Origin of the sequence: Sporosarcina sp. (assembly GCF_029257255.1) — a bacterium.
Lineage (GTDB): Bacteria > Bacillota > Bacilli > Bacillales_A > Planococcaceae > Sporosarcina.
This window is the reverse complement of the sequence record NZ_JARICI010000052.1, coordinates 1-25,373: the sequence shown is the minus strand read 5'-3', so window position 1 is coordinate 25,373 and position 25,373 is coordinate 1. Positions and strand designations below refer to the sequence as shown.

The 25,373-nt window shown below is 44.7% G+C and carries 22 protein-coding genes and 1 riboswitch; of the genes, 20 read left to right on the top strand and 2 right to left on the bottom strand.

Translation table 11 applies throughout. The annotated features are described in order from the left end of the window. Window positions 1–166 precede the first annotated feature (166 nt). The 3 genes from mdh (at window position 167) to Q1J64_RS10985 (ending at window position 3,884) form a co-directional block, all read left to right on the top strand. Window positions 167–1,117 carry a malate dehydrogenase gene (mdh, locus tag Q1J64_RS10995; RefSeq protein ID WP_301109112.1) on the top strand — a complete coding sequence of 317 codons (951 nt, stop codon included), beginning with the start codon at window positions 167–169 and terminating at the stop codon, window positions 1,115–1,117. Window positions 1,118–1,255: 138 nt separating this feature from the next. Next, window positions 1,256–3,358, top strand: coding sequence for a methyl-accepting chemotaxis protein (locus Q1J64_RS10990; protein WP_301109111.1), 2,103 nt, complete (start codon window positions 1,256–1,258; stop codon window positions 3,356–3,358). 355 nt (window positions 3,359–3,713) lie between these two features. Beyond that, the gene (locus Q1J64_RS10985) at window positions 3,714–3,884 is read left to right on the top strand and encodes a hypothetical protein (RefSeq protein WP_301109110.1); all 171 of its coding nucleotides are present in this window, start codon (window positions 3,714–3,716) and stop codon (window positions 3,882–3,884) included. Between the two features lie 96 nt (window positions 3,885–3,980). On the opposite strand, the gene Q1J64_RS10980 is transcribed toward Q1J64_RS10985, so the two are convergent. After that, on the bottom strand, window positions 3,981–4,142 hold the full coding sequence (locus tag Q1J64_RS10980; RefSeq protein ID WP_301109109.1) for a hypothetical protein: 162 nt from the start codon (window positions 4,140–4,142) through the stop codon (window positions 3,981–3,983). Window positions 4,143–4,265: 123 nt separating this feature from the next. On the opposite strand from Q1J64_RS10980, the gene Q1J64_RS10975 reads away from it, so the two are divergent. The 16 genes from Q1J64_RS10975 to Q1J64_RS10900 all read left to right on the top strand — a co-directional run bounded on the left by Q1J64_RS10975 (window position 4,266) and on the right by Q1J64_RS10900 (window position 21,816). Beyond that, window positions 4,266–5,150, top strand: coding sequence for a YhfM domain-containing protein (locus Q1J64_RS10975; RefSeq protein ID WP_301109108.1), 885 nt, complete (start codon window positions 4,266–4,268; stop codon window positions 5,148–5,150). An 84-nt stretch (window positions 5,151–5,234) separates the two neighbouring features. After that, window positions 5,235–5,410: riboswitch (cobalamin riboswitch) on the top strand. A gap of 169 nt (window positions 5,411–5,579) precedes the next feature. After that, window positions 5,580–6,995, top strand: a complete 1,416-nt coding sequence (locus tag Q1J64_RS10970) for a ribonucleotide reductase barrel domain-containing protein (protein ID WP_301109107.1) — start codon at window positions 5,580–5,582, stop codon at window positions 6,993–6,995. A gap of 78 nt (window positions 6,996–7,073) precedes the next feature. Then, the gene (locus tag Q1J64_RS10965) at window positions 7,074–8,183 is read left to right on the top strand and encodes a CdaR family transcriptional regulator (protein ID WP_301109106.1); all 1,110 of its coding nucleotides are present in this window, start codon (window positions 7,074–7,076) and stop codon (window positions 8,181–8,183) included. 175 nt (window positions 8,184–8,358) lie between these two features. Further along, window positions 8,359–9,441: a YibE/F family protein gene (locus Q1J64_RS10960; protein ID WP_301109157.1), complete on the top strand. Its 1,083-nt coding sequence runs from the start codon at window positions 8,359–8,361 to the stop codon at window positions 9,439–9,441. Next, complete coding sequence (locus Q1J64_RS10955) at window positions 9,438–10,211, top strand: YibE/F family protein (RefSeq protein ID WP_301109105.1); 774 nt, start codon at window positions 9,438–9,440, stop codon at window positions 10,209–10,211. The genes Q1J64_RS10960 and Q1J64_RS10955 overlap by 4 nt, the downstream gene beginning before the upstream one ends. Window positions 10,212–10,447: 236 nt before the next feature. Continuing rightward, entirely contained in the window at window positions 10,448–11,860 is a 1,413-nt protein-coding gene (locus Q1J64_RS10950; protein WP_301109104.1) for an FAD-linked oxidase C-terminal domain-containing protein, read from the top strand. Then, window positions 11,853–13,163, top strand: a complete 1,311-nt coding sequence (locus Q1J64_RS10945) for a (Fe-S)-binding protein (RefSeq protein WP_301109103.1) — start codon at window positions 11,853–11,855, stop codon at window positions 13,161–13,163. The genes Q1J64_RS10950 and Q1J64_RS10945 overlap by 8 nt, the downstream gene beginning before the upstream one ends. Window positions 13,164–13,576: 413 nt before the next feature. Beyond that, window positions 13,577–14,620 carry a DctP family TRAP transporter solute-binding subunit gene (locus tag Q1J64_RS10940; RefSeq protein WP_301109102.1) on the top strand — a complete coding sequence of 348 codons (1,044 nt, stop codon included), beginning with the start codon at window positions 13,577–13,579 and terminating at the stop codon, window positions 14,618–14,620. Between the two features lie 18 nt (window positions 14,621–14,638). Further along, entirely contained in the window at window positions 14,639–15,124 is a 486-nt protein-coding gene (locus Q1J64_RS10935; protein WP_301109101.1) for a TRAP transporter small permease, read from the top strand. Further along, the gene (locus tag Q1J64_RS10930; protein WP_301109100.1) at window positions 15,121–16,443 is read left to right on the top strand and encodes a TRAP transporter large permease; all 1,323 of its coding nucleotides are present in this window, start codon (window positions 15,121–15,123) and stop codon (window positions 16,441–16,443) included. The genes Q1J64_RS10935 and Q1J64_RS10930 overlap by 4 nt, the downstream gene beginning before the upstream one ends. Before the next feature lie 12 nt (window positions 16,444–16,455). After that, window positions 16,456–17,220: an SDR family NAD(P)-dependent oxidoreductase gene (locus Q1J64_RS10925; protein WP_367183458.1), complete on the top strand. Its 765-nt coding sequence runs from the start codon at window positions 16,456–16,458 to the stop codon at window positions 17,218–17,220. Next, window positions 17,213–17,686 carry a PPC domain-containing DNA-binding protein gene (locus Q1J64_RS10920; RefSeq protein WP_301109098.1) on the top strand — a complete coding sequence of 158 codons (474 nt, stop codon included), beginning with the start codon at window positions 17,213–17,215 and terminating at the stop codon, window positions 17,684–17,686. The genes Q1J64_RS10925 and Q1J64_RS10920 overlap by 8 nt, the downstream gene beginning before the upstream one ends. A gap of 6 nt (window positions 17,687–17,692) precedes the next feature. After that, window positions 17,693–19,174 carry a class I adenylate-forming enzyme family protein gene (locus Q1J64_RS10915; protein ID WP_301109097.1) on the top strand — a complete coding sequence of 494 codons (1,482 nt, stop codon included), beginning with the start codon at window positions 17,693–17,695 and terminating at the stop codon, window positions 19,172–19,174. After that, window positions 19,171–20,304, top strand: a complete 1,134-nt coding sequence (locus tag Q1J64_RS10910; RefSeq protein WP_301109096.1) for a thiolase C-terminal domain-containing protein — start codon at window positions 19,171–19,173, stop codon at window positions 20,302–20,304. Before Q1J64_RS10915 ends, Q1J64_RS10910 begins: the two co-directional genes overlap by 4 nt. A gap of 4 nt (window positions 20,305–20,308) precedes the next feature. Further along, window positions 20,309–20,614 (top strand): Zn-ribbon domain-containing OB-fold protein, encoded by a 306-nt coding sequence (locus tag Q1J64_RS10905; protein WP_301109095.1) that lies wholly within the window; start codon window positions 20,309–20,311, stop codon window positions 20,612–20,614. A 239-nt stretch (window positions 20,615–20,853) separates the two neighbouring features. After that, the gene (locus Q1J64_RS10900) at window positions 20,854–21,816 is read left to right on the top strand and encodes a bile acid:sodium symporter family protein (RefSeq protein WP_301109094.1); all 963 of its coding nucleotides are present in this window, start codon (window positions 20,854–20,856) and stop codon (window positions 21,814–21,816) included. 183 nt (window positions 21,817–21,999) lie between these two features. Here Q1J64_RS10900 and Q1J64_RS10895 read toward each other — a convergent pair whose 3' ends face one another. Next, window positions 22,000–24,273, bottom strand: a complete 2,274-nt coding sequence (locus Q1J64_RS10895; protein WP_301109093.1) for an ATP-binding cassette domain-containing protein — start codon at window positions 24,271–24,273, stop codon at window positions 22,000–22,002. Window positions 24,274–24,414: 141 nt separating this feature from the next. Here Q1J64_RS10895 and Q1J64_RS10890 point away from each other — a divergent pair, with 141 nt between their 5' ends. After that, a complete protein-coding gene (locus tag Q1J64_RS10890) occupies window positions 24,415–25,116 on the top strand; it encodes a pseudouridine synthase (protein WP_301109092.1) in 702 nt (233 codons plus the stop codon). Window positions 25,117–25,373 lie beyond the last annotated feature (257 nt).

Sequence of the window (25,373 nt, the reverse complement as noted above, 5' to 3'; positions counted from 1 at the left end):
TATATATGAGCGGTTGTGGTATGCGTATGAGCCTGTTTACAACGTGAATGAGCACTAGCAGAGTCTCAATGAGCGGATTTTCGTTTTGTATGAGCGCTTGCGATGACTCTATGAGCATACGGCTATACAACTGCAAAAATGAATTCTATAGAAAGGAGTTGTTTCCATGGCTTTCAAAAGACATAAGATTGCGGTCATCGGAGCAGGTCACACGGGTTCGACCGTTGCATTGATGGCAGCTCAAAGAGAACTCGGTGACATCGTCTTAGTTGATATTCCGGACCTCTCTAACCCGACCAAAGGCAAAGCATTGGATCTTCTCCAAACAAGTCCTGTCCAGCAGTTCAACTCCCGGATTACCGGGACGTCGAATTACGAGGATATAGAAGGCGCTGCGATGGTCATCATTACAGCTGGTGTTGCGCGTAAGCCTGGCATGAGCCGGGATGATCTCGTTGCGACGAACGCTAAAATCATGCAATCTGTTTCTGAACAGGTAAAACGTTATGCACCTGACAGTACGGTTTTGATTTTAAGTAATCCGGTAGATGCGATGACGTATGTTTGTTATAAGACAACGGGCTTCCCGAAAAATCGTGTGATTGGTCAATCGGGCGTACTCGATACGGCACGTTTTAACGCATTCGTTTCAGAAGAACTGAACATTTCCGTCGAGGATATTTCAGGCTTCGTTTTAGGCGGACATGGCGATGATATGGTTCCGCTTGTCCGGTATTCCTATGCTGGCGGCATTCCATTGGATAAAATCATCTCTGAAGACCGGCTTGAAGCGATTGTTGAACGCACCCGAAAAGGCGGCGGCGAAATCGTCTCATTGCTTGGAAATGGCAGTGCGTACTATGCGCCTGCAGCGGCTCTCGTTGAAATGGCGGAAGCGATCATTAAAGATAAAAAACGAATCCTGCCTTCCATCGCTTATTTAGAAGGCGAATACGGTTATCAAAATATTTATCTAGGTGTTCCAACTGTCCTTGGAGGAAATGGTATTGAAAGTGTTATTGAGCTTCCGCTGACAGATGATGAACAAAAAGCACTGGACAAATCTGCAAGTTCTGTAAAGGCAGTTATTGAAATTTGTGAGCGACAAACGTCGTGACAAATTGACAATAGACATCTCTCTAGGTCTAGATTGAGACTTAGGGAGATATTTTTGCGTAATGTCTAGTACTTTTTTCAGTTTTAATGAAAGTAAGGATGAAGAACTAAAGAACGAAAAATCGGGAGGTACCACTAGTTGTCAAAATTAAAAAGTATTGCTTGGAAGTTGTCAGGAATTATCATTGGACTATTTTTACTTTTATTCGTCATCTACACAGTCAGTACGAGTTCAATTTTGCATAAGCAAAGTATGTCAGATGCCGAAGATTATGCGGTGGAGAACACACAGTTAAACGCCAAAAAGTTGAGTGAGCGATTTAACAAAACGAATGAAATGCTGCATACGACGAAGCATATTTTCGAGACGCTGCAGTCTCAAGGTAATTTATCGACAGAAGAAATTATCTCTGTCATTCAAAACAATTTAGAAAAAAATATGGATGCAACCGGAATGGCTGCGATTTTTGAAAAAGGGTTTGTACCGTTAGACGACAACGTAGATAAAAATCTGGTCGATCCTACGAAACGTTTCATTCCATACTTATATAAAGAGGGAAGCAGTGTAAATGTTGAAGCGCTTAGTGAGTACGATACACCAGGTGAGGGCGATTGGTACTTGATTCCGAAATCGGAAAAACGTGCAATCATGACTGAACCATATGAATACGATGCTGGTGGTCAAATTGTGCTGATGACAACATTATCTGTACCGTTAATTAGCAAAAACGATGAGTTTTTTGGTGTGTTGACTACGGACTTATCCATCGATTTCTTAAATGAAATTGTGAAAGATATTGAACCGGAAGGCGGCTATGCTTCTATCATTACAGACGCTGGCAGTTTAACAGCCAACAGTCTGAAGGAAGAAATGAACGGCACGAATATGGCGCAGGCAATCAACTGGGGGCCTGTTAAACAGCAAATTAATAATTTAGAGACTAGTACACTATATGTAGATTCAAAGTCATTGAATGAAGAAGCATTTAATACATTTGCACCCATCGTACTTGATCAGATTGATGAAAAATGGTCTGTGCAAACAGTTGTCCCGAAATCCAAAATCCTTGAGACATTCAATGCGATTTTGTGGATCACGATCATTGCAGCAGTCGTGATGGTCATCTTAATGACTGTAGTCACTGCAGGATTTATCTTCAAGCAGTTGAAGCCGTTATCATCTTTACAGCAATCGATAGAGGCGGCTGCAAAAGGTGACATGACACAGAGTGTGGAAGAAAAGTTAATCCACAATGATGAAATCGGAGCTGTTTCGATGGCTTATAACAATATGCTCGTTCAAACAAATCACGCCATTTATTCAGTGCGCGATGCAGCAACTCGTTTAAACGAATCGTCTGCGCATGTCCACCAGGCATTTGAAGAGATTGTGGCGGCAAGCGAAGAAGTTTCATTGGCTACAACGGAAATTGCACATGGAGCATCCAAGCAGTCCGAAGATACGGAAGAAACAAGTAACCGTATGGCTGAATTGGCGGATCAAATCAATGCATTATCTGAGCTGTCGGGCAGTATGAATCAGCTGTCGAAGCAAACCGTTTCTTCTACAGAGACAGGTATGAATGAAGTGAAAAAGCTTCGTGAGCATAATGCATCTGCCAATGAAATGACAGAAAAAGTTCAATCGCAAATGGAAACTTTGTCTGCTAAAATAGGGGCCATAAATCAGGTCATCACGTCTATTCACGACATTACGGCACAAACGAACCTGCTGGCGTTAAATGCTAGTATTGAAGCTGCTAGAGCGGGTGAGCATGGTAAAGGGTTCGCCGTAGTAGCGGAGGAAGTACGAAATCTTGCAGAACAATCACAGAAAGAAACGAGCGTCATTTCAGAAATTGTCAAAGAAATTGTTGCCGAATCAAAACAAACGACAGAAGTAATTGCGTCAAATATGCAGGTGATGGAGGAGCAAAATCAATCTGTTTCCAGCACGGAAGAATCTTTCTCGCAAAATGTGGAATTGACCAATCAAATGCGTCAAGCCATCATGGAACTGACAGCCGAGCTCGAAGAAATGCTTGTACACAAAGACCAGGCAATGCTTGCGATCCAAAGTGTATCGGCAGTATCTGAAGAAACGGCCGCTTCCGCTGAACAAGTGAGCGCGTCATCTGAAGCACAGCAAAGTGAAGTAGAGCGTGTGGCGGAATCTACAACCCGAATGAAAGAAATTGCCGGGGAATTGCAGGATGTAGTCAACCGTTTCCGATTAGAATAGAAATCAAAGCAGAAAAACTTCTACTGTCTATTCTGGCAGTAGAAGTTTTTTTATAGATACATAATCCGTTCCGATTAATTATCGATTTCAAAACAATGTGTTGCACTAGTCGAAATGTTCGTGTATAATAGACTGAATAGGAAGAAATGAAAAACATGTATGAAGTATATACGGGTAGAATTCAGAGGGAATCCTTATACCTTTATTCTCCTATGTAAGCGCTTCCATTTAATGTCTAATAAAAGAAAGGCTTTTAGTAGGCCGGCGCTACATAATGAAAAATAGAAGAATAGGTTTCTAAATTCTCTATTCCGGCATATACTGTGCAAACACTAAAAAACAGGAGGTCATTTCTATGAAAAACAATACCTATCAAAACAATTCAGCACTACCAGAGCAAAATGAGCAATTCTATTTAATTACAGGATACTCGGAAAATGGCTTTATCCATGGTATTACATGGGAAGAAGCTTATGTACAGGGATTGGTGGAGTGCGGCTGTCTATGCGAACAACAAGTAATGTAATCGGCGAAGAAAACTCGATACAGGGTGCCTAGCAAGAAACAATTGTGTACATCATCACATTTGTTTTGTGCATAGGCACCCTGTTTTGTTATGTCGTTATTCTTTTGGTTCTGCCTCTTTCTTCCCTACTGTGTATCCGAGGAAAACGCCGAAGAACAGATAGATTAAATAATCAATGCTGAAATCCTTGGTGAAAATACCAATAACAAACCAGGCAGCCAGTATTCCAAGAACTAAGAAAATCATATTTTTAGACATGCACGCAACTCCTTTACTTATAGGTAACTGATTAAAATCTTATAGTGAGACCCTTACCTTAACAAGAGGATTATGTAACTTTATCCACTTTTGATAGTCTAAGTGGGAAGGGGGGCATACGATATGAAAAAAAGTGGATGGTTAATCAGTTTGATCTTCGTATTATTCAGTTTACTGGGGTGCGGGCAGAATGAGCAAGCGGGGGAAAAGCCGGGAACACAGGTTTTAGAAGAAGTGACAAATCAATCTGATGTGACTGAAGATGACTTTGTCTATCGACTAGTTTCAGAAAAAAAGCAGTATCAAATAAGTGAACCAATAAAAGTTTATGCGGAATTAGAATATACGGGAGATCAGGATGAAGTCGAAATTACACATGCTACTTCGCCATTTTACTTTCCCATTACCGAAACAACGAGAGAATATGATATTGAATACTCCATGGATATGCCTTTAGAGCGAACCGCATTAAAAAAAGGGGAACCACTTCGTATGGATTATGAATCCAGCGGCAGTTTTTTTGATAGTGATACGGAAGAGTACAAAGCATTTATGTGGCAAGTGATGAATGGAAGTTTCCCGGCAGGACAATATGTCGTGAACGGAAACGTCGATTTCAATTTAATTGATGCTGAAGAGAAAAAGTATCAAATAGAGACGCAGGTGAAATTTCAGGTTGCTGGCGGAATAGAAAAAGTTAACATATCCAAGTTTAAAAGTTTCGGCTCGTTAAATAAAAACACTTCTGTAGAAATTGAGGAAAAAGAAAAGCTGGTAGTAATTCAGAATGCAATTCAACATGCTGAGAAACAGCCCGGCATAGTCGATATGGCTGCTTCTGATTATGACATGGAAGTAACCTATGAAGATGGCGGAACACAAGGGTATCATTTGTGGCTTGGTGAAAAGGGGAAGAAGAGTACGATTATGCGGGTTGATGATACACATAGAATTTACATTGTTTCAAAAGAAATGACGGAGCTGTTGCTAACGAGTTTAGAAAGATAGTTGCTGTGATTTTCTTCTCCTGTCACAGATCATACCCTACCACCTTCTCCTTCATCCGTGGTAAAATGGAACAAACTAAATAAATGAGTTTGCACGATGCGCCGGTACCTATCAAGGTATAAAAGGGAATTCGAAAATCGAAGCTGTCCCCGCAACTGTACACACGGACGACCGCCAGAATTAGCCACTATGGAGACATGGGAAGGCTTGGCGGAAGGATGAAGTGAAGCCAGGAGACCTGCCACGTATCGTCAAAGCGACACTTTCTTCGGGGGTTGAGAGGTGGAGGCAAAAAAGTCTCTGACAATCATGCCGTTTGCATGGTTACTTTAGAGTTGCTTATTTTTGTTTCCTCATTCACAACTATTGCAATCATACTGCCGAAGAGGCGGAATGATTGTTTTTTGTTGTACGAAAGGAGACGGCGAGATGAAGGTATTGGAACAAATAGAAGAGCGGCCGCATGAGCGTGCGTTACTCGATATTTTATACAGACAAGCGGAACAATTGCGTGGGAAGCCGGCATATGAAGGGTTTCATCACATCGTTCGAAAACTGATGAGCGCAGGATTGTACGGAAACTGGATCCATCATTATTCCGCCAATGAAATTAAATGGTTGGGCCTGCAAATTGTACCTGAAAGCGATCAGCTTCTTTCCATTGGACAGCTCCGTCAATATATGAATGAATTTGTCACATGCAATCATTACGATTGGCCAATGGGACTTCCGCAAGAACGGCTGATGCTGATTGCGATGGCAGCGATGCAGAATGAAACGGTGCACCGTCTGCAAAAAGTCCAGGAGACCTATTGGGTATTGAGCAAGGGATATGTGACGCTTCCTGACGAGGTGATGGCATTCCTTGGTAAGACATTTAGCCGGCGTCAGTCTACAAGCGGCCCGCATTCGATGGATCTTCTGGATATGCGAATCCAATCGTATTTATCCGGCAAGGTGAAGGAAAAGCATATTCGAATTCCCCATACATTTATGGAACAAGTGAAGGCATGTGGTTCATGGCTGGTATTTGATACGGAGGAAGTTCAGCGTGTGTTGAATTGTTCTCTTCACGACGTCGACAGTGATACGTTTCGTCAGGCTGTTGCCCACCCGGCAATCACGCATAAAAAGCTTTCGGCCATTGGTCTTATGAAACAACTGCTGTCCAGTGACGGTGTCGTGTTTCATTTTGAAGATGAATTTCAGACTGAAATAACAGGGTTACGTTCCTCCATTCAACTGCCGCATGTGATGCGCAATAACGTTTTGGCGCGGGTCTGTTCCATACAAGTCCGTTTGCTCAACGGTATATTGGACTTTTGGGAGAGAGAAGACAGCGGACGAGATTTGCATATTGAAGCGACATGCTGGGAGGAACTGCTTGCGGATCAACGAATCGGCCTGCATTCCGAACAGGCCCTGTCCTTTATTGAAAAGCTGTCTGAACAAGTGAGTTTTCATGTAATCAAAGCTTCATTACAGCTGGCGAAAGAGCATGGTCCTTACCTACAATTTGAAGGCTCAGATTGGCAAAATGGAAGTTATTTTGAACAGCGGGGCTATATTTCGGAAGCATGGCAAGAAGTCAGCAATGAAATCGAACTGCACGGTGTGCGAAACGGCACATTACGAAAGGCTTCGGATACTGTGAATTTATCCGGACATCCGCTGACAAAGCATCAGCAGTTCGCGATGATTAACAGGCTCGCCGCACAGCAGCGACACACGGAGACTAGCGGTTCAATTATATTAGAGAAGTCTTCATTAATAGAAAACGCGGAATTATTACAGTTGCTGATGAATGCTTGGAGTTGTGGGATTAGGGAAGTTCGGATCAAGTAAAGACCTTCACCCATTGTGATGGAAACTGAAGTGGCGTAAGATAACACTAACTAGCAGTTTCCATCAGGGGTGAAGCGATTGTTTCAGTTTGATAAGTTGGGACAAGAAATGGTTAAAGAAATATCAAATTTAATTCAGCAGCAAGTCATTTTGACGGACCGACGCGGCTTTATTCAGGCGAGCACGGAAGAGGATCGGATCAATCAATTCCATGAAGGAGCGTTATTGAGCATACGGCAGAAAGAAGTGCTCTATATGGGAAACGAAGAAGTCGAGCGGCTGCAGGGTGTGCGAAAAGGGATTGTGCTGCCGATTATTATTGACGGCGAACCGATTGCTGCACTCGGCATTACCGGCGAACCGGAGAAGATCAGACCACAGGCGCAGCTAATTTTGCGTGTGGCGGAGCTTTTCATTCAAGATTCCATGAAACGAAAACAGAAGGCTGAAAAAGTACGTGATTTGGAGTTCTTCGTGTTCGACTGGCTGACGGGAATGAGGAAAGACGAGCGATTTGTGGAGAGGGGCACGTTGCTCGGAATTGACGTGACGCAATATCGGCAAGTGGCGGTCATTGAAGTGATGGATTTATTGGAACAGTTCTCAATCGAGGAAGTGGATATATTTACTTCGATTCAAAATATTCACAGCTCCATGAAAATGATTCGCTGGGCGGAGAACAAAATAGTACTGTTGCTTCCCGAAATGAATCAGGAAACACTTGCACATGAATTAAAATTCTTGCTGCTTCATATGAAACGGCGTAAAAAAGTGAAGGTCGTTGCGGGTATAGGTGCACCGACAGACTACTTCGACCTGGCGAAATCGTATGGACAGGCGGAGCAAGCAGTCAGTGCCTCAAAAAGATCGGGTGAGATCGTATTTGAGCATGAGCTACGTCTTGAGGTTATATTACAGAGTATCCCAGAAGCCGTGCGTGCTGATTTCCTAAGCCGGACTGTAGCTCCTCTTATAAAAGAAGAAGAGCTAATGAACAACCTGAAGGTATGGTTTTCTGAAAATCAGTCTATGCAAAATACCGCACAGCGCTTGCATATTCATAAAAATACGCTGTCTTACCGCTTGCAAAAGATTGAGCAATTAACGGGGCTATCAGTATCTAGCACGCATGATGTGTTTCTGCTGTACTTGGCATTGTCTTTGCTGGAAGAACAAACGAATAAGTAACAACTTGCTTCGCTTCCTATAATGGAAACGGGGCTTTTCTTGTTGAATGGGAAACAGATCATTTTTGTAAATCCTGCGTCCTATTCATGGTAGGCTTAAACAGTGTCTTATCCTAAGAGTGTCAGGAGGATTTATTTTGAATAGAATCAGGAACATCACAACTTTGCAATGGATCATGTTTTTGATCCTGGCACTTAGCTGTATCGTTTCCATTGTGTTTATAAATCATAATTATTCATTTTATGACCGCCCGATCGCTGAAGTGGTCGATATAACAATAGAAGAGGCAATCGATGTAACAGATATGCACGGCAATGAAGACACGCTGTTTATTCAGAACATCACAGCTGCATTAAAAAACGGAGAGGATAAAGGCCGGCAGATTCATTTGACCAATCAGTATTCCACTTCGGGTGCATATGATCAGCAATACCATATAGGAAACGAACTGTTTGTTTCCATTGATTCAGAAACAGATGGAGATCTGGCAGGGACCATTACAGACGTAAAGCGTGATAAATATGTGCTGGTTGTCGCCTGGATATTCATCTTTACCTTATTACTTGTCGGACATAAGCAAGGGTTGCTCGCGATCGTCAGTTTTGTGATCAATGTTCTGCTTCTGTCTTTTGCTTTAGATGTCTACGTGAATTACTCAAACGTCAGTCTGCTGCTTGTCTGTGGGATATGTATTCTGTTATTTACCGCGATTTCACTGTTGCTGGTCAGCGGATTTAATGAAAAAACATACGCGGCGATTGCTGCGACGCTCATCGCAACAGTTGCATCGCTGTCTATCACCTCCCTGGTCATCTGGCTCACTTCGGGGAATGGTCTGCGTTATGAGGAAATGCAGTTTTTGACGCGTCCTTATCATACCGTGTTTATGGCGGGCTTGTTCATTGGATCATTAGGCGCCATCATGGACGTTGCCATCACGATGTCTTCGTCTATTTTTGCCTTATATGAAAGGGACCGGACGATCTCCATAAAAGCGCTGAGAGCATCAGGGATAGGGATCGGGAAAGATATCATGGGTACGATCACAAGTATTTTGTTCTTTGCCTATATCAGCGGCTCGATTCCGATGCTGATTCTTTATTTGAAAAATGCTTCTCCTGTAGGATTTGCGCTTTCGATGAATCTGTCACTGGAACTGGCCCGCGCATTAGCTGGCGGGATCGGCATTGTGCTGACGATTCCGATTGGTCTGTATACGGCGATATTTTTCATTGAGCGAAAGAGGGCGAGAGTATGAATGTATTAGTATGGCTCGCAGGAATTTTACTCGTATTGATGATAATGGTTGGCGGAAAGAGCGGAGCTAGGTCTTTCTTTTCGCTGTTCTTAAACTTTGGCGTCATCTTCTTTACAATGTTTTTTATGCTCGATCCATCTGCCAATCCCATTCTGATCACGTTCATCGCAAGTACGCTGATTGGATGTATCAGTCTTTTCTATATTAATGAAGTAAACAGTAAAACAATAATTGCTTTTATTTCCACGATCATCACCATTGTGATTTTATTATCTTTCATTGTCATTGTTTCTGATAAGCTGATGATACAAGGGTTTGGTGAAGAGGAGGAAGAAGCGATTGCGGGACTGTCTTTGTATATTGGTGTGGACTTCATGAAAATAGGAGCTTCTGTCATTATTATGAGTACGATTGGTGCGATTATGGATGTCGCAATCTCTATTGCATCTACCATGCATGAAGTATTTAAGCATAATCCTGTACTCAGCAAGAAGGAATTATTTAAAACAGGTGTCAGCATTGGCCGGGATATTTTAGGAACAGATACAAATACATTGTTTTTTGCCTTTTTTGGCGGTTACTTGGCGTTGCTTATTTGGTTCAAGGATCTCGAGTATTCTATTGGTGAAATCGTCAATTCAAAGATATTCAGTTCCGAAATGATTTTGATTCTTTGTGCCGGAATGGGTATTGCTTTAGTCATTCCGATTGCTTCGTGGATTAATGCAAACTTTTTAGTTAGGACGACCAAAAAAACCGAAAAAATATAGAGAAGAGCATCCAGCTCTTCTCTTTTTTCTGTTGAAAGTAAGATCATAAATGTAAGCGTTTACTATTATGCTAGTATAATAGGTTGTATTTTAGGTCTTTATACTCTGCAATTTGTCTATTCATACAAAAATGCGAAAAAATCGACATGTAATCTTGTGTGATTGTCCATATGAATTAAATAGTTAGACTATTAGAATTAGACTAATTAATCAAACTGTTAGAAAGGAGGAACTTCATGGATGCTCAAGTACTTGAACGGTTAGTTGCGATTACGGGAACTGCCCATGCGAAAACAACAGTTGCACAGAAGCTTGCGTATTCCTATGACGCAACAGCCAATTTTCAAGCGATGCCGGATGTCGTCCTGTCGCCTTCTTCCATTGAAGAAATACAGGTAATAGTCAAAGTGTGTGCAGAGTTCCAGATTCCGATTGTTTCGAGGGGGTCAGGAACGAATTTAGCAGCAGGTACAACGCCGACGTCGGGCGGTGTAGTCTTACTTTTCAACCGAATGAACAAAATTTTGGAGCTGGATGAAGAAAACTTAACGATTACGGTGGAACCCGGTGTCATTACACAGACAATCAATGAAAAGGTTGCAGCAAGCGGGCTGTTCTATCCACCTGATCCGAGCTCAATGAGTATATCGACAATCGGCGGCAACGTCAGCGAAAATTCAGGCGGGCTGCGGGGATTGAAATACGGGGTGACACGGGATTACGTCAAAGCGTTGAAAGTTGTCATGCCGTCGGGCGAAGTGATTACAACGGGCGGCAAACTGGCCAAGGACGTGGCGGGCTATGATCTGACCAGTCTGTACGTCGGCTCGGAAGGGACACTTGGCGTCATTGCAGAAATCACGCTTGGTTTAATTCCGGAACCGAAAACGAAGAAGACACTGCTCGCTTTCTACAATGAACTAGAAGAAGCGGCCGAAACGGTTTCTTCCATTATTGCGGCGAAGATTGTACCGGCTACGCTCGAGTTCATGGATAAAGGAACGATTCAGGCAGTGGAAGATTTCATGCATATCGGATTGCCTACAGATTGTGAAGCGATGCTGCTGATTGAGCAGGACGGCGATGAAGCGGTGGTCGATAAAGATATGGCGCTCGTTCATCAGCTTTGCATGGAACATGGTGCGACATCTGTACAAATGGCGAAGTCAGCAGATGAGGCGGCACAGCTCAGCATTGCAAGGCGTGTTGCGTTATCGGCACTGGCACGTTTAAGGCCGACGACCATCCTGGAAGATGCGACGGTTCCGCGGTCGGAAATTGCCAACATGGTGAAAACCATTCAAAAGATTGCAGTCAAATATGATTTGCTCATTTGTACATTTGGACATGCCGGCGACGGTAACCTGCATCCGACCATTTTGACAGATGAACGCGATGAAGAAGAAATGAGCCGCGTCGAAGCTGCATTCGCAGAAATTTTCGATCGTGCCATTCAACTGGGCGGCACCATTACCGGAGAACACGGCGTCGGCGAAATGAAGTCTCCTTATCTGGAGTGGAAAATTGGACCTGAAGGAATGGCGGTCATGAAAAGTATCAAGCAGGCAATCGATCCGCTCAACATCATGAATCCGGGGAAGATGTTTGCGAAGGATACGAAGAAAAGGATTGTGGTGCAGCATGAGTAATGTGCAAACGGAAGCCATTCGCAAGGCGTTCGTCACGCATGTCGATGAAAACAGATTGATGGACTGCATGCGCTGTGGGTTCTGTTTACCCGCCTGTCCCACATATATTCAATCAGGCTATGACGAAACACAGTCTCCCCGTGGACGTATCGCCTTAATGAAAGCCGTGAGAGACGGTGTGGTGGAATGGGACGGGTCAATCGAAGAAGCATTCGATTTGTGCCTCGGCTGCCGGGCGTGCGAACCGGCCTGTCCTGCAGGCGTACAGTATGGAACACTGATTGAAGAAACCAGGGATGCAATCGTTTCGGCAAAACAGCTATCTGTAAAAGAGAAGGTCATTCGAAAAGGGGCCTTCGATCACTTATTCGCCGATCAGAAGCGAATGAAGCAGGCAGTCGGTCTCGTGCGGTTCTATCAAAAGTCGGGTCTGCAGAAGGTGGTCAGGAAAGTTGGCTTTTTGGACTTGTTCCCTGCGGTTATGCGGGATATGGAAAAGGTTCTGCCAGATCCGCCGAAGCGCCGAAACGTGCTAATTCATTCAGAAGCAAAGAAAACGAAAGTAGCGTTCTTCACTGGCTGTCTGATGGACACGATGTTCCAAGAAACGAATCGCAATACTATTGATTTGCTGGAGTTCCTTGGGTGTGAAATCATCCTTCCGAAAAACCAGCAATGTTGCGGTGCTCTCCAGGGCCATAGCGGAGAAATGGACCGTGCGACCCGCAATGCCAAAGCCAATTTGGAAGCATTTGATGCCGGAAATGTGGACTTTATCGTCAACAACGCAGGCGGCTGCGGCGCATTTTTAGCCGAATATGACCGTTTATTCGAAAAGGACGAAACACTCTCAGCAAAAGCAAAACACTTTGTTGAGAAGCAAATTGATATCTCTTCATTGCTCGTTCAGCTGGGCATTGTCGAGAAACTCGCTGCACGTCCGAGTTCTGACATAAAAGAATTAATCACTTACCAGGATTCCTGTCACTTGCGCAACGTCAACGGCGTCATCAACGAACCCAGAGCAATTCTTCACGCCATGAACGACGCCGTATTCGTAGAATTACCCGGCGCCCGCCTATGCTGCGGATCCGCCGGTATCTATAACTTGCTGCAGCCCGAAATGGCCATGGCCATTCTCGACGCCAAGATGGAAGAGGTGCAAGACATACAAGCAACCACCATCGTCACCACCAACCCGGGCTGTCTGCTGCAAATGAAAGTAGGTGTAGAAAGGGAGGGACTCTCACAAACATCACGAGCCGTGCATATCGTTGACCTGATTCATGAAAAGTTGTTTTAGTAAGATCTACTCTATATTGATGAGAATGAACTTTCTGGATGGGTTGAGTTAAAGTTGTGAAATTTGAAGGTAAGCGTTGTAAGTACTACTTAGTTGATTGGAGTGCAAGGCAGTCTAAGTTCGCCGCGTCCTGCGGCACCGACTGCATGACTCACTTCGTGTGAGCCCGCGGCAAAAGAACTCTGGGAGGATCAGCCCGACAGGTGAGACAACTTAGGGGAGCGAAGCGAAAAGAGTTGTAGTACATACTCTGTATTGCCTTAATTTCTGTGAAGTACACAGAAATACGGCCAAGCGAACACTTCGCTGTTCGCTTGGCTCACCGCGGGTCCGCAAGACACGCGTCCGCCTGGAACGGAAATCAACGGTGCTAAAACTACAATACTTAGACAAAAAACTGGAGGGAAATAAAGATGAAAATGAAAAAGAAGAGTGTACTAGGGGCAATTGGATTATCGGCAATGCTAATGCTGGCGGCTTGTTCGTCAGACAAGGAAGGCGCTGCATCTGCTGAAGGCGATAAAGCGGGATCAGATGAAAAATCCTACAATCTGAAAATGTCCGTAACCGTCAATGACTCATCCACATGGTACCAAGCAGCAGACAAACTGGCGCAGGATCTCAAAGAAGAAACGGACGGCCGGATCAACATCGAAGTCTTCCCGAACGAGCAACTTTCCAACGGTGACCAGGGGAAAGGAGTAGAGCTCCTGACAAAAGGACAAACGGATCTCAGCCTTCACTCCACAATCATCTACTCGATTCTCGATGACCGCTTTGGTGTAGCAAGTGCGCCATTCCTGTTTAAAGATAAAGACGGAGTGGACAAAGTATTCAACGGCGCAGGCGGAGAAGCTATCGCTGAAATATTAAATGAAAAGAACGTAGAACTCCTTGGATTCGGGGAAAACGGTTTCCGTCAAGTGACGAACAGTAAAAAAGAAATCAAGTCTCCTGAAGAGATGAAAGGTCTGAAAGTACGTATCCCGGGAATCACGATGTATACGGATTTGTACCGCGCACTAGGTGCTGACCCGACGACAATGGCTTTCTCTGAAGTATTTACATCACTGCAGCAAGGTACAATTGATGGTCAGGAAAACCCAATTGACGTTATTCATTCCTCTAAGCTGAATGAAGTACAAGATTACTTGACGACTTGGAACTACTCGTATGACCCATTGGTGTTAGGAATCAACAAAAAGTTGTTTGATTCGATGAGTGTAGAAGACCAAGAGTTAGTGAAGAAGTTAGGTAAAGAAGCAGCAGCGTTCCAAGTTAAAATGGCGCGAGAAAAAGAAGCAGAGCAGATCCAAGAACTGAAAGATGCAGGAATGCAGTTCTACGCACCTACTGATGAAGAACTTGCACAATTCACTGAAGCTGTACAGCCGGTCTATGACAAATACGAAGAAATCTGGGGCAAGGATCTGTTAGACAAGTTCCGCGACCAATAAAATCTGGAGGGTGGATAGATGGGAAAAGTACTCAATAGATTAGAAGAGTGGATTGTTGTTGTCGTGTTGTCCATCATGTCCACCATTGCATTCGTAAACGTGCTGTCCAGAGGATTTGCCAATTATTCATTTTCTTTCACGGAGGAAATCACAGTTAATTTGTTTGTCATGTTAACATTTGTCGGAACAGCCATTGGTGTGCGTCAGTACGCACACCTTGGCTTTACCTTGATTTATGACAGAGGCAATAAGTTGCTGAAGAATATGATTACAATCTTGGTTGGTTTGATGATGGCACTGCTGTTTTTTGTTTTACTTTATTATGGATTTAAAATGGTTCAGTATCAAATGGATATGGGGCAGAAAACACCTTCGCTGGGATGGCCGCAATGGTGGTTCTCGATGTCGATGCCAATTGGCGCACTGTTTTGTTTGATTCGTTCCGTTCAAGTGACGATTGCTGAATTCCGTCAGCAAAATGGGAAGGGAGAGCAGCCATTATGACAGCTATCATTTTATTCGGCTTATTTTTTGTACTTGTTATGCTTCGAATGCCGATTGCTGTGGCACTTGCGATCTCGTCCATTGTTGTACTCTTTACGGGCAGCGGGCTGTTTGGATTAGAACTAGTCGCGGACATCATGTATACGAGTGTAGCGAAGTTTACGTTGCTGGCAATTCCGTTTTTTATCTTGGCGGGCGTCATTATGGAGCACGCAGGAATTTCTAAACGACTGATTGATTTTGCGCAGGCGCTGGTCGGTCACCGGAAAAGTGGCATTATTTTTGTAACCGTTATGACAGCGATTTTCTTCGCGGCGATTTCAGGTTCTGGTCCTGCGACCGTGGCTGCAATCGGTGGAATTCTGATTCCAGGTATGGTGAAGAACGGGTACAAGACAGAAACTGCGGCAGGCCTAGTTGCGAGTTCAGGTGCAATCGGGATTATCATTCCACCCAGTATTGCGTTCATCGTCTTTGCGGTTGTAGCGGGTGACCAGATTCCAGTTTCCATCGGCCGGATGTTTATGGCGGGCGTGATTCCAGGATTATTATTGGGTGTTGGTTTCATTCTGGCAGCAATGTTCGTCAGACGCCGGCACGAAAAACGCGAGGGACCAGTGGAAGCTCAGAAACAAACCGAGCCTGCAACAGGTAAAGAACGCTTTCAGGCGTTTACAAGTGCCGTTTGGGGACTACTCATTCCGGTCATTATTTTAGGTGGAATCTACGGTGGGTTTTTCACACCGACAGAAGCAGCAGTTGTCGCTGTATTCTACAGTCTGTTCATTGGATTCTTCATTCACCGCGAATTAACGTTGAAAAAGCTCTATGACATTTTGGTAGCAGCTGGCATTCAGACGGCAGTTGTCATGTTTATCGTCAGTGCAGCTAGTGTTTACGCGTATATCATTACGACGGAGCAAATTGCAACGCAGGTGTCTGATGTCATGCTGAGTATTTCAGGAAATAAAATGATTATCCTGCTGCTGATCAATATAATTCTGTTGATTGCAGGTATGTTTATCGATGCCATTTCTGCTTATTACATTTTTATTCCCATTTTATTGCCGATTGTCTTAATGTTCGATGTAGATCCGACCGTATTCGGTGTGTTTATGACGGTCAACTTAGCTATCGGACTCTTTACGCCGCCTGTAGGTCTCAACTTGTTTGTGGCTGCCGGGATATCGAATACATCGATTGGGCAAATATCCAGGGGGGTGTTTCCTTTTGTTGTCTCCTCGGTGATTATCTTGCTTCTCCTAACATACGTCCCACAAATTTCCACGTTTTTACCGGACTTATTGAATATTAAATAGTTGTAAGGAGGGGTGCTTTTGAAACTGAAAGGACAGACGGCGATCGTCACAGGGGCTGCTAGTGGCATTGGCGCCCAGACGGCCTTGCTTCTCTCGCAAGAAGGGGCGAATCTGGTGCTGGTGGATTTAAACAGCTGCGGTAATACTCTTTCTACCATTAAGGAATCGCGTGAGGAAGCTGCTGTTTTAGAGTGTCTCGGAGATATCCGTGATGCGGAATTTGTAAACGCCGTCATTGCGCGGGCGTCAGATACATTTGGTGAACTGCATATTTTGATCAACAATGCAGGAACTTGCAGCAGACTCAATTTAGAAACGATGACGCTTGATATGTGGGACCGTGACATGGATACAAATGCAAAAGCGGCGTTCCTGTTTACACAGGCAGCAGTCTATCCTCATATGATGGATCAGAAATATGGACGCATCATCAATATCAGTTCGATTTCAGGATTGAACGGCGGAGTTGTTTCCGGTGGTTCTAAAGACGGCAGGTCAGGACCGGCCTACTCGGCTTCCAAGGGGGCGATTATTGCGCTGACCAAGTGGGTAGCGAAAGAACTTGGAGAGCACGGTATCACTTGTAATTCAGTAGCGCCCGGTGCAACAGCAAGTGCAATTACTGCCGGCATTGAATACGACATCAGTGACCAAGCAATTAAACGCATTGGGACACCTGTTGATATTGCCCAGGCGGTATTATATTTTGCATCACCCGAATCAAGCTACACGACAGGACAAATTCTGAAAGTAGATGGAGGGTACAGTTTTGGATAATCGTATTCAAGCGGTGTATGACAGTACTACGAATCGTATCATCGGACGTTTGAAGAAAGACATCGATTTATTCGAAGGGATTATTGAAATATGTAAGCAGTACAGTGTGAAAGCAGCTCAATTTCAATGTATGGGTTCGCTTGCACATGCCACATTCGTACAGCCTAATCAAAATGAAGACAAGAGTTTACAGTATTCCAATCAAATTGTCACCGACACGCCGGTTGAACTGCTGACGGGTACAGGGTTTGTCGGTCACAGTGCTGAAGGGGAGCTTGAGGTACATTTTCATGGATTATTCATAGATTGCCATAAGAATATCAATGGCGGTCATTTTATCGGGGGCAAAAATCCGATAGCCATTACCGTAGAGTTCATTATTTTTCCGCTGCTGGATGTAACCATGCAGCGACGCCCGGATGAAATATCAGGTATTCCTGTATTCCACTTTGTAGAGAAGGAGTGAAGGTATTTGGAGGCAATTGGAAAACTGGCCATGAAATCAGCAGCTGCGTATCCGAATAAAATTGCGGTAAAAGACGGACAGCGTTCATTTACATACCGTGAAATGATGGCTCGGGCATTCGCACTGACAGCTTATTTTAAGAAGATCGGACTGAAAAAGGGAGACCGTTTCGGAATCCTCATGTCTAACCGCCTGGAACATATTGAACTGGATGTGGCGGCTGCTATTTCAGGAGTCATCAAAGTACCGCTGAATTATAGGCTTCATCCGAAAGAACATGTCTACATGCTGGAAGATGCAGATGTGAAACTGGTGATTGGCGAAGAGCAGTTGATCAAACCGATCAATATGAAACTACAGGCTCTTCCAATCGGAGAGGCATATGAAATGGCCATCGAAAGCTGCAAAGGTGAACATGCGGTTGCAGAGATTGACGAAGATGATATTTTTGCGATTATGTATACATCCGGCACGACAGGCAATCCAAAAGGTGTCATGCTGAGTCACCGCAATATTATTTCGGGTGCGCTGTCGCTTGCTCTTGTTTGTGAAACGGGTTACGACGATGTGATCGGCCACGTTGCGCCATTGACACACGGCAGTAATTTCTTGTCGCATGTTGCCTGGTTATATGGATTAACGCAAGTAGTATTCAGTAAATTTGAACCGGAAGAATTTGTGCTTGATTTGAAGCGTGAAAATATTACGATCATTTTCCTCGTACCGACAATGGTCAATCTGATGATTCAGCACCCAAAATTTGATCCGAAAAACTTATCCACGCTGAAAGCAATTAACATGGCAGGATCAGCAATTGCGGCAAGTAAGCTCGAGCAAGCGCTCGCTCTGACAGGACCAATTTTCGCGCAAACATTCGGACAAGTGGAAGCACCGATGTGTATTACGATGATGCCGAAGCGCGAACTTGGAGATCACTTAGAGTCATGCGGACGTGTAGGACCTTTCGTCGATGTGAAAATCGTTGATGAACAAGGAATAGAACTTCCTGCTGGAGAAGTCGGGGAAATTGTCTGCAAAGGTTCGCTTGTTATGAAAGGCTATTGGAATAATGAAAAAGCCACAAATGAAACGCTTATTGACGGATGGCTGCAGACAGGCGATCTTGGCTGGAAAAGTGAAGAAGGCTATGTGCACATCGTAGATCGGAAAAAAGATGTCATCATTTCCGGCGGCGTTAATATTTATCCAAGAGAAGTCGAAGAAGTGCTGAATAAACATCAAGGGGTCAAAGAGACCTGTGTAATTGGCGTGCCTGACGAGAAGTGGGGAGAGAACGTCATAGCGTATGTGGTACCAAACGGGACTGTAAAGGTGACGAAGGAAGAGTTGATTGAACTGTGTCTGGATCACATGGCGAGTTTCAAAAAGCCGAAAGAAATTCATATCGTAGATGAACTGCCAAAAAGCTCATACGGCAAAATACTGAAGCGTGAACTGCGCAGTGAACATGAGGGGGTACAGTCATGACGAATGTTTATATTGAAGGAATCGGCATGACAAAGTTCGGGAAGTTTGTTGATCGATCCATGAAGCAACTTCTGTTGGATGCATCGATTCAAGCGCTGGAAGATGCGGGAAATCCAAAAATTGATGCCGTTTTCGTCGGCAACTTCATGGGTGGATCCATCTCCAATCAGGAAATCCTCGGTGCACTGGTAGCAAACGAACTCGGTCTAGGCTATGTTCCAACGGCTAAAGTAGAAGGAGCCTGTGCGTCCGGCGGTATTGCACTGCGCCAGGGCATCATGGGAATTCTGAGCGGTGAGTACGATACAGTTCTCGTGGCGGGTGTTGAAAAGATGAAACACGCCTCGACTGCAGACGTCACGCAGGCGATCAATGCTGCGATGGATACCGACTCCAATGAAAAACAGGCGGGGCTGACGTTTCCTGGATTTTTCGGCGTGCTGGCAAATCGTTACTTTTATGAGACAGATGCAACGAAAGAGCATTTGGCTATGATTGCGTTGAAGAACCGTGAAAATGCTTTGAATAATCCGTTGGCGCAGTTCCAGAAGCCGACGACGATGGAGGAAATTATGGGTGCGCGGATTATTACATCCCCGCTTGGCCTCTTTGATTGTTCACCGACAACTGACGGGGCAGCAGCTTTAGTTATTTCCAGGACAAAAGGAGATATCCATATCCGTTCATCCGCACAAAGTTCAGGTCCTACGCAAATGCAGGATGCGGATGATCTGCTTTCATTACCTGCAGTCAGGGAATCAGGACGCCTGGCGTATGAAAAAGCGGGAGTCGGTCCGGAAGACATCGATGTCGTAGAAATTCATGACTGCTTCTCGATGACAGAAATGATTGCAATTGAAGAGCTGGGCTTCTTCAATAAACGGGAAGGCTGGCTCGCGATTGAGCAGGGTCGTACGAAAGCAAATGGCGATAAACCGGTCAATACAAGCGGTGGCCTGCTGTCACGTGGACATCCGATCGGTGCAACCGGCGTTGCTCAGATTTATCAGCTCGTTCAGCAGCTTCGCGGCACCGCTCCTAATCAGGTGGAAGGTGCACGGCTGGCACTGGCACAGAATCTAGGCGGAACAGGTTCGTATTCTACCGTTCATATTTTGGAAAGGTTGTGAAGAGATGAAAGTCTATCAATGTGATAACTGTGAGTATGCCAGTGTGTCGAAGAAATATAGATGTGCTAGCTGCCACACAGGTCAGCTGCAGGAACAAACAGTTTCTTCAAAAGGCAATGTCTACAGCTATACCGATATTCATATTGCTCCTGCAGAGTTCGCACATCTCGCACCTTACACAATCGCGCTGGTGCAGCTGAATGAAACGCGAGCAAAAGTAGCCGTGCGAATGAATACAGAAGTCTCTATTGGCGACGCGGTGGATTTCGATCGTATGGAAGGCGGAGCGTATATTTACAGCAAGTGCTAAGGCGTGGCCGCTAATAGAAGTCCGCTGAGCGCTCATATCTGACGTGTACGTGCTCATACATCCTGCGCGGCCGCTCATAGACAGCTGATACGCGACCATCCGTGATCATACGCGACAGTTTGGTGCTCATAAACACTATGGCCACGCTCATAGAAAATTCCAATAAAGTGTTAACAGCTTGTGCAGGGCATGATGTACTCATGCCTAGTACAAGTTTTGCTGGTTAGGGAGAGTTGTGTGTGAAAACAGTACAGACGATATCCAAAATTATTTCTAAATACTTGCCGATCTGGATTGTGCTTATATCCATCATTGCGTATGCCATTCCGGATGCGTTTCTATCGATCCGCCAGCTGACAGGATTTGGACTGGGGACAATCTTCTTTCTGATGGGACTGTCGCTGTCGTCCGATAAATTGCTGGAAGTCATTAAAAATCCGAAGTATGCACTGCTCGGTGTGCTGCTGAAATGGACGATTATGGTCGGTGTATCGATTGGTGTTGCCTATGTATTTTTCGCAGACCAGGCGGAAATTGCGACTGGTGTTATTTTAGCAGGAACGGTTCCAAGTGGGACATCTGCGAATATTTATACATTTATTGCAGGCGGGGAGGTGGCACTCAGTATTACGATGGCGACATTGGACACTTTCATTTCGCCGGTGCTGACGCCGGTGCTGCTGCAGGTGTTTGCCGGCCGCTTCATTCCGATTGAGTTTTGGCCTTTATTTCTAAATATTATTCAGGTCGTATTCCTGCCTTTGCTTGCAGGGCTATTTGTGCAGTGGAAATGGCAGCAACAGGTGGAAACGGTGAAGCCTTATACGCCGGTTCTGTCGCAGCTTGCGCTTTTCATTGTTATTCTTTCCGTCATTTCAAACGCGCAAGAGGCATTGAGTTCGAATCTTTCAGTGCTGCCGCTAGTTTTTGTGGCAGTCACGCTGCAAGTCTGTATTCCGATGCTGTCGGGGTATTTCATTGCCAGAGGGCTCGGTGTGCCGGAGCGTAATGCACGGGCTATTTTATTCCATACCGGCATCTGTAATTCTGCGCTGGCTGCGACGCTTGCCATGGAACATTTCGGCTCACTCGCCGCCGTGCCGGCCGTAGCCAACATGGTGATGAACCTGACCATCGGCGCACTGATGGCCAGTTTGTTTGAAAACAGGTTTCGTATCAAAGAAGATGAAGTGAAGGCATGACCAAGAAGGTTGTCCGGGAAGGTTCCGTGACAGCCTTTTCTAATGAAATCTTATGTGACAGCGGGTGAGTGCGCGAAAGCAGGGCGTATCCGCACCAAAAAACTCTTCAAACGAGCGAAAGCCTGCCTCTGCCGCACCATTTCCGGACTGCGCCGCGCGAAACACGCAGTTGATCGCACCAATCTAGCCTACCGCCGCACCATTGCGCAGCCACTTCGCTGTCAGCGTATCTGCCTTCAGCATTTCTTCAGGCGTCCCTTCGAAAATAATATGTCCGCCTTTTTTTCCGCCTTCCGGCCCCATCTCCATCACCCAGTCACTTGCCGCAATAAAGTCAAGATTATGTTCGACGATAATGACAGAGTTTCCTTTGTTTACGAGGCTTTGAAACACATCCAGCAATTTGTCGTTATCTTTTGTATGCAAACCGAGAGACGGCTCATCCAGCAGATAAATCTGCCCTTCATTCTTTAAGTAGCTGGCCAGTTTAAGCCGCTGCACTTCTCCGCCGCTCAGAGAGCTTGTTGTCTGGCCCATTGTCAGATATTCCAGTCCCACATCTTTCAGTGTATCTACTTTTTTTACGATCTTCGGCAGTGTAAAATAATCATTTGCTTCATCTATCGTTAAATCCAGGATTTCTACTATATTTTTACCTTCATACGTGTAGGATAGGGCTTCATCCGAATAACGCGTACCTCCGCAGGCTTCACAAGTAACTGAAACGGGATCAGCAAAGGCTACGTCCGGCGTAGTGACCCCTTTACCGTCACAGACAGGGCATGCCCCGAGTGAATTAAAGCTGAATAAACCCGCCGGCTGTCCGGTAGCTTTGGCAAAGATTTTTCGGATGTCATCCATGATGCCCATATAAGTAGCGAGTGTTGAACGGCTGGATGTACCAATGCTGCCCTGGCCGACCGCAATTGTTTCAGGGTATTTATCTGTGAATTCGCCGAACAGCAGTGAACTTTTTCCTGAGCCTGAAACCCCGCATACTGAAACGAGAACATTCATCGGGATTTCTGTACTGACGTTTTTTAAGTTATTCCTGTTTGTCCGTTTTATGGTGAAATCATCACCGCTGTTTCTCGGATTTTCATTTATCTTCAATTGGTGATTCAGGTTGGTCAATGAAGCAGAGTTTTTTAGTCCATCCAATCCACCTTGATAAACCACCTGGCCCCCATGAACACCCGCCCCTGGTCCCATCTCTATTATTTCATCCGCTGTTTTAATGACAGATAAGTCGTGTTCAATGACGACTATGGTATTATGGTTCGCTTTTAAGCTCTGCAGTATCTGGATCAGCCTATCTACTTCTTCGGGATGGAGTCCGGCACTTGGCTCGTCGAAGATATACGTGATGTTATTTAGGCTGCTTCCTAAATGACGGGCTATTTTTACCCGTTGTGCTTCACCGCCGGAAAGCGTACCCATTTTTCTCGACAGGCTTAGATAACCAAGTCCTAAATCGACCAGCTGCTTTACACTCGGGCTTGCCTGCTGTGCAATAGATGTCCCGATTGGATCATCTATCTTCTTCAGTTCGTCCAACAGTTCGGTGAGTTCCAATTGATCGTATTCGGCAATATTAAAGCCGTTAATTTTACATTTCAACACTTCAGGATTCAGGCCGGAGCCTTCGCAAGTTGGACATAATGTATGTGTCGATACAGCCAGCACATCATCTTGAGAGGTTTGCTTTAATTTCGAAACATCTCTATTGATATAAAGACGCGTAAATCTTGGCAGCAGCCCGTCCCATTCATGATCATGCGGACCGTCTTTCGTATGAAACGGTGCAAAGACTCGTTCACCTTCAGGGGGTCCATAAATCAGCGAATCAAATGTTTCTTTCGGATAATCCTTAATCGGCAAATCGGGTTCGAACAAGCCGCCGGTCATCATCCAATTGCCCTGCCAGCCGGAAGGGGAGAGCGGCTTAAACTGCACCGCATATTCCCGCAGTGATTTTTCCAAGTCGATAATTTTATTCAAATCGGGCGCAATAACCTCTCCATAGCCATTACATTCCGGACATTTACCGAATGAACTCTGACTGGAAAAATCGGTGGCGGATCCTATCGACGGACTGCCAATCCGTGAGAACAGCAACCGAATTAACGGATGAATGTCCATATAGGTGCCGACTGTAGAACGCGAATTGCCACTTGCGGGTTTCTGCTCTACCACTACAACGGGACTTAAATGCTGCATCAGATCAGCGTGTGGGCGTTCGTATCGAGGCATTTGATTACGGACATAGAATGGATAGTTCATCGTCATTTGCCTTCTGCTCTCGGTGGCCAATGTATCAAAGACAACCGAGCTTTTTCCGGAGCCTGAAAGCCCTGTGAAAACGGTGATTTTTTCTTTTTGTATGTTCAAGTCAATATTTTTTAAATTGTTTTCACGAAGTCCTCTTAACATGATTTCATCTTTTATGTCTGCCATTTTGTAGTCCTCCCTTACGTTTACAAAGTCACTTTTGTGATGAATGCAAATGTTCATATAGTAAAGGAGTTCCCCGTTTTTGAAGAATGTACACTACATGATATGATAGAAAAAATAGAGGACAGACAAGGAGCGGAAACATTGAGGTTGAATCAATATATTAGTTCTTCGGGATTCTGTTCCAGAAGGCAGGCGGAGCGGTATATTACTGCTGAAAAAGTTCTGGTGAATGGTGAGATTGCGCCTCATGTATATTTTGTCGAGGATCATGATGAAGTTGAAGTAGACGGGCATAAAATTACACATGCATCCCAAGCCATTTATATCATGCTCAATAAACCGAGCGGAATTACTTGCACAGCCTCTCCTGACATTACGGATAATATTATAGACTTTGTATCCCATCCTGAACGGATATTTCCAGTTGGGCGTCTGGATAAGGAAACGGAAGGTCTAATTTTATTAACAAATGATGGCAGTATAGTGAATGATTTAATGAAGGAAGAAAACAAGCAGGAAAAAGAATATATCGTAACAGTCGATAAAAACATCACAGAAGCTTTCATTGCAGATTTATCAAACGGTGTAGATATTTACAATCCACGAAAAAAGGGGTATTCAAGAACAAATCCCTGCCCGATAATTCAGTTGGATGATGATACATTTCGCATCACACTTTCACAGGGGCTGAACCGACAGATCCGCAGAATGTGCCGGCGTTTTCAGTATACGGTTACGCATTTGGAGAGAGTCCGAATCAAGCATATTGAGCTCGGGTCATTGGAAAGAGGGCAGTGGCGTAACTTGACGAGTGAGGAAATTGAAGGGCTGAAGGGAAAGTAGTTAGATAGCGGTTTGAAACCGTTGATCTGCGCTGCAGCCAAGCAAACAGCGAAGGGTTCGCTTTGCCTTAGTTTCTGCGTCTTTTTGCAGAAATTAAGGCAGGACTTTATGGTGCATTCAAATCCAGTTCATCCTCCCAGAGCATTCCTGTTTGGTTAGTGGAGCCCTATTGAAATAGAAAAGTCCCCTTGGTATGATTCGGGGGTGTCAAGGCATCGACTACTTGACCCCTAATAATAACCAAGGAGGACTCACAT

Bases quoted from the DNA above. Each gene is read 5' to 3' on its own strand.
- Q1J64_RS10955 (WP_301109105.1), top strand. From the start codon at position 9,438: ATGAATGTATTAGTATGGCTCGCAGGAATTTTACTCGTATTGATGATA.
- Q1J64_RS10910 (WP_301109096.1), top strand. From the start codon at position 19,171: ATGACGAATGTTTATATTGAAGGAATCGGCATGACAAAGTTCGGGAAG.
- Q1J64_RS10980 (WP_301109109.1), bottom strand. From the start codon at position 4,142: ATGTCTAAAAATATGATTTTCTTAGTTCTTGGAATACTGGCTGCCTGG.
- Q1J64_RS10895 (WP_301109093.1), bottom strand. From the start codon at position 24,273: ATGGCAGACATAAAAGATGAAATCATGTTAAGAGGACTTCGTGAAAAC.
- Q1J64_RS10940 (WP_301109102.1), top strand. From the start codon at position 13,577: ATGAAAATGAAAAAGAAGAGTGTACTAGGGGCAATTGGATTATCGGCA.
- Q1J64_RS10905 (WP_301109095.1), top strand. From the start codon at position 20,309: ATGAAAGTCTATCAATGTGATAACTGTGAGTATGCCAGTGTGTCGAAG.
- Q1J64_RS10950 (WP_301109104.1), top strand. From the start codon at position 10,448: ATGGATGCTCAAGTACTTGAACGGTTAGTTGCGATTACGGGAACTGCC.
- Q1J64_RS10935 (WP_301109101.1), top strand. From the start codon at position 14,639: ATGGGAAAAGTACTCAATAGATTAGAAGAGTGGATTGTTGTTGTCGTG.
- Q1J64_RS10960 (WP_301109157.1), top strand. From the start codon at position 8,359: ATGTTTTTGATCCTGGCACTTAGCTGTATCGTTTCCATTGTGTTTATA.
- Q1J64_RS10970 (WP_301109107.1), top strand. From the start codon at position 5,580: ATGAAGGTATTGGAACAAATAGAAGAGCGGCCGCATGAGCGTGCGTTA.
- Q1J64_RS10930 (WP_301109100.1), top strand. From the start codon at position 15,121: ATGACAGCTATCATTTTATTCGGCTTATTTTTTGTACTTGTTATGCTT.
- mdh (WP_301109112.1), top strand. From the start codon at position 167: ATGGCTTTCAAAAGACATAAGATTGCGGTCATCGGAGCAGGTCACACG.
- Q1J64_RS10975 (WP_301109108.1), top strand. From the start codon at position 4,266: ATGAAAAAAAGTGGATGGTTAATCAGTTTGATCTTCGTATTATTCAGT.
- Q1J64_RS10945 (WP_301109103.1), top strand. From the start codon at position 11,853: ATGAGTAATGTGCAAACGGAAGCCATTCGCAAGGCGTTCGTCACGCAT.
- Q1J64_RS10985 (WP_301109110.1), top strand. From the start codon at position 3,714: ATGAAAAACAATACCTATCAAAACAATTCAGCACTACCAGAGCAAAAT.